This is a genomic window from Chromohalobacter sp. HP20-39 (assembly GCF_033052815.1).
Taxonomy (GTDB): domain Bacteria; phylum Pseudomonadota; class Gammaproteobacteria; order Pseudomonadales; family Halomonadaceae; genus Chromohalobacter.
The window spans coordinates 1-337 of the sequence record NZ_JAWHTP010000340.1; the positions used below are offsets into that span (position 1 = coordinate 1).

Below are 337 nucleotides of genomic sequence, written 5' to 3' on the forward strand. Positions count from 1 at the left end.
GTCAGGTCATCGCTGATTTGGAACGCGTCGTCGACGTTGTCGAAGAAGTCACCGTACTGACCACCCTTCATCCAGAGCTGCAGCCGCTCGCGCAGATCGGCGTGGATCAGTGTGGCGAAGAAGGACAGGGTCCATTGCTCGCGGCTATAGCCGGCCAGAATCTGAACCGCGTCGAAGATGTCCGTCTTCTGTGTGGGGGTGAGCCTGAATCCGTCTTCGTCCTCGATGGCCAAGATCAGCCATTCCGTCACGTAGGCGTGGTTCTCCGCCTCGCCGAGCAGGGACAGCGGGTTGCAGCGTGTGGCGGTCGCAAACTTACCGGTGACATCGATGAATT

General features: G+C 59.3%; 1 protein-coding gene. It reads right to left on the bottom strand.

Going from position 1 to position 337, the window contains the following annotated elements:
* Positions 1-337: hypothetical protein (locus tag RVY79_RS18285; protein WP_317465946.1), on the bottom strand; the 337-nt coding region annotated here is incomplete at both ends.